This window comes from Citrobacter sp. Awk 4 (genome assembly GCF_028069725.1).
GTDB lineage: Bacteria > Pseudomonadota > Gammaproteobacteria > Enterobacterales > Enterobacteriaceae > Citrobacter_D.
On the sequence record NZ_JANEWG010000181.1, the window covers coordinates 1 to 254 of the forward strand.

Here is a 254-nt window from a genome sequence, read left to right on the forward strand (position 1 = left end):
ACCATTAAAATCAACCCTGACGCGTGAGGGTTTTAGGTTGGGTAAAGTGATGGTTTTATAATACTCTACACCAAGTATCCATGAACAAACGATGATGGCAATAATGATCACAGCTGACCATCCAAATCCTTTCATTGCTAATGGATGTGTCTTTATCTATAAAGGATTCCATTCCTTCTGGTAATACTATTCTATACGTTGTGGCTTGAAGATATCCATCATTTAAAAAAATAGAGCTATCCCCAACATTTTCA

At 36.2% G+C, this 254-nt stretch carries 1 protein-coding gene; it reads right to left on the reverse strand.

What is annotated here, in order from left to right; genetic code table 11:
* Positions 1–55: 55 nt before the first annotated feature.
* On the reverse strand, positions 56–254 hold a 199-nt coding region (locus NNO04_RS22735; protein ID WP_271446550.1), incomplete at its 5' end, for a hypothetical protein.